At 68.8% G+C, this 6,051-nt stretch carries 4 protein-coding genes and 1 pseudogene; all 5 read left to right on the forward strand.

Annotated features, from left to right (window positions below; translation table 11 throughout):
• Positions 1-732, forward strand: a 732-nt coding sequence (locus ACSAMQ_RS19680) for an RDD family protein (RefSeq protein WP_435397283.1), incomplete at its 5' end; no start/stop codon positions are given.
• A gap of 241 nt (positions 733-973) precedes the next feature.
• A pseudogene (locus ACSAMQ_RS19685) lies at positions 974-3,445 on the forward strand (DNA topoisomerase I); the annotation flags it as partial.
• A gap of 314 nt (positions 3,446-3,759) precedes the next feature.
• The gene (locus ACSAMQ_RS19690; protein WP_435397284.1) at positions 3,760-4,761 is read left to right on the forward strand and encodes a lytic polysaccharide monooxygenase; all 1,002 of its coding nucleotides are present in this window, start codon (positions 3,760-3,762) and stop codon (positions 4,759-4,761) included.
• 115 nt (positions 4,762-4,876) lie between these two features.
• Complete coding sequence (locus tag ACSAMQ_RS19695; RefSeq protein ID WP_435397285.1) at positions 4,877-5,443, forward strand: Sua5/YciO/YrdC/YwlC family protein; 567 nt, start codon at positions 4,877-4,879, stop codon at positions 5,441-5,443.
• A gap of 142 nt (positions 5,444-5,585) precedes the next feature.
• Positions 5,586-6,051: DUF4124 domain-containing protein (locus ACSAMQ_RS19700; protein WP_435397286.1), on the forward strand; the 466-nt coding region annotated here is incomplete at its 3' end.

Consider the following 6,051-nt stretch of genomic DNA (forward strand, 5'->3'; position numbering starts at 1 on the left):
GCTGGCGCCCCTGCTCCCGCCACGCCCGGCTACGACGGCAGCAGCGGCGCGGCCGAGCCCGACTCGCCGTATGCGGCGCCGCGCGCCGGCGTCGCCGACGACGCCACCGTCGTCCACGGCTTCGAGGTCGTGCATGTCGGCTTCTGGAAGCGCCTGGCCGCCTACATGATCGACTCGCTGCTGGTCGGCATCGCCTATTACGCCGTCAGCATGGTCCTGACCGTGGGCTTGGTCGGCTTCGGCCTGTCCTCGGCCTCGGGGCTGTCCTCGTCGGCCTGGCTGGAAAACCCCGGCGTCGCCATCGCGGTGCTGATGGGCGTGGTCTACACCTGCATCGGCCTGATCAGCGCGGCCTACTACGCCGGCTTCGAGTCCTCCTCGATGCAGGCCACGCTCGGCAAACTCGCGGTCGGGATCAAGGTCGTCGACGCCGACGGCCGCCGCCTGACCCGGATGCGCGCGCTGGGCCGCTGGGCCTCGAGCTTGCTGTCCTACCTGAGCCTGTGCGTCGGCTTCCTGATGATCGCCTTCACCGACCGCAAGCGCGGCCTGCACGACATCCTGGCCAAGACCCAGGTGGTCGACCGCTGGGCCTACACCGCGCGCCCTGAGCTGCAGCGCCGCGATCTGGGTCCGGTCGCGATCGTGGTGCTCGTACTGGGCGGCCTGCTGTGGCTACTCTATGTCGGCGTCGTGCTCGCGATGGCCTTGCTACCGATGTTCGGGAACTGAGCCGCAACGCTCTGTAAGCTGAACAGGCTACAAGCCATCACGCCCTCTTCAAGTGTTTCAGTGCCAATTTATTGGCGTTTCCGGCAGGCCGCGCTTGACAGCTGCGGCCGGCTCATGATTCCACTAGAAAAAGGAAACCTGAACGCCCGCGGCCGAACGCTGCGGGCGTCGCCTTCTTAACCCTTGCCCCTCACGAGGCATCGTTGCCGTGCAGCGCCCGCACCGGGCCTGCGGAGTACCCATGGCCAAGAACCTCCTCATCGTCGAGTCGCCCGCCAAGGCCAAGACGATCAACAAGTACCTCGGCAAGGACTTCACCGTCCTGGCCTCCTACGGCCATGTCCGCGACCTGGTGCCCAAGGAGGGCGCGGTCGACCCCGACAACCACTTCGCGATGGACTACGCCGTCATCGAGAAGAACGAGAAACACGTAGACGCGATCGCCAAGGCCGCCAAGAGCGCCGACAACCTGTTCCTGGCGACCGACCCGGACCGCGAAGGCGAGGCGATCAGCTGGCACATCGGCGAGATCCTGCGCGAGCGCGGCCTGCTCGAAGGCAAGCCGCTGCAGCGCGTGGTGTTCACCGAAATCACCCCGCGCGCGATCAAGGAGGCGATGAGCCACCCGCGCGCCATCGCCAGCGACCTGGTCGATGCGCAGCAAGCGCGCCGCGCGCTCGACTACCTGGTGGGCTTCAACCTCTCGCCGGTGCTGTGGCGCAAAGTCCAGCGCGGCCTGTCCGCCGGCCGCGTGCAGTCGCCGGCGCTGCGCATGATCGTCGAGCGCGAGGAAGAGATCGAAGCCTTCGTCGCCCGCGAGTACTGGAGCATCGAGGCCGAGTGCGCGCACCCGACCCAGGCCTTCACCGCCAAGCTGACCAAGCTCGACGGCAAGAAGTTCGAGCAGTTCACCATCACCGAGGGCGACACCGCCGAGGCCGCGCGCAAGCGCCTGGTCGCCGCCGCCAACGGCGCGCTGCACGTCACCGACGTCGTCAGCAAGGAACGCAAGCGCCGCCCGGCCGCGCCGTTCACCACCTCGACCCTGCAGCAGGAAGCCTCGCGCAAGCTCGGCTTCACCACCTCGCGCACCATGCGCGTGGCGCAGAAGCTGTACGAGGGCATGGCGCTCGGCGACGAGGGCACGGTCGGCCTGATCAGCTATATGCGTACCGACTCGGTCAGCCTGTCGCAGGAAGCCGTCGCCGAGATCCGCGACGTGATCGCCCGCGACTTCGGCACCAAGGCCCTGCCGGACAAGCCGAACACCTACCAGACCAAATCCAAGAACGCGCAGGAAGCGCACGAAGCGATCCGCCCGACCTCGGCGCTGCGCACGCCCGCGCAGGTCTCGCGCTTCCTCGACGACGACGGCCGCCGCCTGTACGAGCTGATCTGGAAGCGCGCGGTCGCCTCGCAGATGGTGCCGGCCACGCTCAACACGGTCAGCGTCGACCTCGCCGCCGGCTCCGAGCACAGCTTCCGCGCCTCCGGCACCACCGTGATCGACCCGGGCTTCCTCGCCGTGTACGAGGAGGGCAAGGACGCCAAGGCCGCCGAGGACGAGGACGAAGGCCGCAAGCTGCCGCTGATGAAGACCGGCGACCGCGTGCCGCTCGACCGCATCCACGCCGACCAGCATTTCACCGAGCCGCCGCCGCGCTTTTCGGAAGCCTCGCTGGTGAAGACGCTCGAGGAATACGGCATCGGCCGTCCCTCGACCTACGCTTCGATCATCCAGACCCTGCTGTTCCGCAAGTACGTCGAGCTCGACAGCCGCCGCTTCCGTCCCAGCGACGTCGGCCGCGCGGTGTCGAAGTTCCTGTCCGGCCACTTCACCCAGTACGTCGACTACGACTTCACCGCCAAGCTCGAAGACGAGCTCGATGCGGTGTCGCGCGGCGAGGAAGAGTGGGTGCCGCTGATGGAGCGGTTCTGGGGGCCGTTCAAGCAACTGGTCGAGGACAAGAAGGAATCGGTCGATCGCAGCGAAGCCACCGGCGCGCGCGAACTCGGCATCGACCCCAAGAGCGGCAAGCCGGTCAGCGTGCGCCTGGGCCGCTACGGGCCGTATGCGCAGATCGGCACCGCCGAGGACGAGGACAAGCCGACCTTCGCCTCGTTGCGCCCCGGCCAGAGCATGCACACCATCTCGCTCGAGGATTCGCTCGAACTGTTCAAGCTGCCGCGCAAGCTCGGCCTGGACAAGGACGAGGAAGTCAGCGTCGGCGTCGGCCGCTTCGGCCCCTTCGCCAAACGCGGCAGCGTGTACGCCTCGCTGAAGAAGGAAGACGATCCGTACACGATCGACCTGGCGCGCGCGGTGTTCCTGATCGAAGAGAAGGAAGAGATCGCCCGCAACCGCATCATCAAGGAGTTCGAGGGCAGCGACATCCAGGTCCTCAATGGCCGCTTCGGCCCCTACATCAGCGACGGCAAGCTCAACGGCCGCATTCCCAAGGATCGCGAGCCGGCCTCGCTGACCCTGGAGGAAGTGGTCAAGCTGATGGAAGAAACCGGCAAGCCGATGCGCGGCCGCTTCGGCAAGAAGGGCGCGGCGAAGAAGGAACCGGCCAAGAAAGCCGCCAAGAAGACCGCCGCGGTCAAGAAAACCGCCGCCGAGAAGGCGCCGGCCAAGAAAGCGGTGAAGAAGGCCGCGGCCAAGAAGGCGGCGGCGAAGAAGGCGGCGAAAAAGGCGGTCAAGAAAGTCGCGAGCAAGGCCGCCGCCGCGGTCGCGCCTGCCGCCGCCGCGGCGAGCAAGCCCGCAAGCAAGAAGGCGGTCAAGAAAGTGGTCAAGAAAGCGCTCGCCTGAAGCGAGCGCACGGCGTGACGGGAAGCCCGCTTCCGGGCTTCCCGGCGCCGCTCCATGCGCCGGCGTCTGCTCGCACGGCGACCGCACGCACAGATTCGCGCCGGAGCGACGCCTAGGATCGTGCGCATTCAAGACGCGATAGCAATCGCGCGAATCGATCTGCGACCGATGTTGTTGGGGGGGTGCATTCACCTATCCCAACGACAGGAGTCGTCATGTCCCGTACTTTCCGCACCGCTCTGCTCGTCTCCGGCGCCGCCCTGTGCGCGGCGCTGTCGCCCGTGTCCGCCGTCTGGGCGCACGGCACCTTCGTCAATCCGCAAAGCCGGATCTACAAGTGCTATCTCGGCAATAAAGAGAACCCGGCCGATCCCGCCTGCCGCGCCGCGTGGGCGGTCGCCGGACCGCAGTTGTTCTACGACTGGAACGGCATCAACCAGGCCAACGCCAACAGCAACCACCAGGCGGTGGTGCCGGACGGCAAGCTGTGCAGCGGCGGCAACCCGACTTTCCGCGGCCTCGACGTGCTGCGCAGCGACTGGCAGGCGACCACCCTGCGCTCGGGCGGCAGCCACACCTTCACCTTCTATGCGACCGCGCCGCACGCGACCAAGGAATGGACGTTCTACGTGACGCCGCAGGGCTGGAACCCGAGCACCGCCTTGCAGTGGAGCAGCATGCAGCAATTCTGCAAGAGCGCGAAGGTGCCGCTGTCGAGCGGCAACAACTACCACATCACCTGCACCTTGCCGAACCGCACCGGCCGCCACGTGATCTACAACACCTGGCAGCGCTCGGACTCGACCGAAGCCTTCTACACCTGCATGGACGTCAACTTCAGCAACACGCTGGCCGAGCGCAACTCGGTCTGGCGCGACGCCGGCCACCTCAACGTCGCCAACGACTATCCGGTCGGCACCACGGTCACCCTGCGGGTGTTCAACGCCGACGGATCGGACGCGGAAAAGGTCGAAACCGTGCTGCGCGCCGGCGAGACCTCGGTGATCGACTGGCCGCGCCGGGTCGGCGACCAGGTCAACGCGCGTTCGCGTTTCGCCCGCATCGGCGAGAAGCGCGGCACCGACCTGATCCAGGCCAAGTCCGGCAGCGCCGGCAACCATGTCTGGCTGAGCGGCAACCGCTCCTACGCCTTCGACGTGCGCCTGCCCGAGTCGGCCCAGCCCTACGCCGACGAACACGCTCACGACGGTCACTGACCGAGCTCGACCGCGCGGGGCCGCTCCGGCTGGAGCGGCCCTGCTTGCCGCGGTCCGCCTGGAGCGGCGCCGCGCACGCATGCGACACTCGCCGCTGCCACCGTCCGGAGCCGTCATGTCCGCCCCAGCCCTCTCCATCGCCGAAGCCGCCGCCGCGCTCGACCGCGCCGGCGTCGTCGTCTACCCGACCGAAGCGGTTTGGGGCCTGGGCTGCGATCCGCGCGACGAACACGCAGTGCACCGGCTGCTCGCGATCAAGCGGCGACCGGTCGACAAAGGGGTGATCCTGATCGCCGCCTCGGTCGCCCAGCTCGATGCCTGGGTGGACTGGAACGCGCTGCCGGCGCCGCGCCGCGAGGCCGTGCTGGCCAGCTGGCCGGGCCCGCATACCTGGGCGGTACCGGCGACCGCGGCGGTGCCGGGGTGGATCAGCGGCGCCCACCGCAGCGTCGCGGTACGGGTGACCGCGCATCCGCAAGCGCGCGCGCTGTGCGAGGCCTTCGGCCATGCCCTGGTCTCGACCAGCGCCAACCTCGCTGGCCAGCCGCCGGCGTTCCGCCGCGGCGAACTCGACCCGGCCCTGCTCGCCCTCGGCGACGGCGTCTGCGAGGGCGAGACCGGCGGCCTGGCCGCGCCGACCCCGATCCGCGAGGCGCTCAGCGGCGAAATCCTGCGCGCCTGAATGCCGCGGATCGGTGCCGCGCGAATGCCGCCGCGATGCTGAACGCAGCGCCCCCGGCGCCGCCCGACCCCGCCGATCGGACCGCGGCGCGACTTCCTCCTTTCGACTTTCCCCTAACGCAGCGGAAGCGCAAGATGCGCGCATGTCCCTTGCCCGCCGCCGCCTTCGCCTCGTACCGGCCTTGCTCGCCGCCTGGCTGAGCGGCGCGGCGTTGCTCACTCCGGCCCACGCCGCCGAGGTGCTGATCTACCGCTGCACCGACGCGCGCGGCCATATCAGCCTGCGCGACACGCCGTGCAGCGGCGGCCAGCGTCAGCAAACCATGAGCATGGTGCGTCCGGTCGACCCGCCGCCGCGCCCGCTCGAAACCGCGGTCGCCACGCCGGCGCCGGTCGCCTCCGAACGCCGGCCGCAGCGCTTGATCGTGCATACGCCGCAGCCGATGTACGAATGCGTCCGCCCCGACGGCAGCCGCTACACCAGCAGCAACGGCGACGGCAATCCGCGGATGATGCCGATCGTCGATCTGGGCTACGGCGTGCCGGTTTATCAAAACCGCAGCTCGCTCGGCGGCCGCGTCGGCGCGCCGACCCCGCGCCTGGGCGACC

Source organism: Lysobacter sp. 1R34A (assembly GCF_051217035.1).
Lineage (GTDB): Bacteria > Pseudomonadota > Gammaproteobacteria > Xanthomonadales > Xanthomonadaceae > Lysobacter.

Bases quoted from the DNA above. Each gene is read 5' to 3' on its own strand.
- ACSAMQ_RS19695 (WP_435397285.1), top strand. From the start codon at position 4,877: ATGTCCGCCCCAGCCCTCTCCATCGCCGAAGCCGCCGCCGCGCTCGAC.
- ACSAMQ_RS19690 (WP_435397284.1), top strand. From the start codon at position 3,760: ATGTCCCGTACTTTCCGCACCGCTCTGCTCGTCTCCGGCGCCGCCCTG.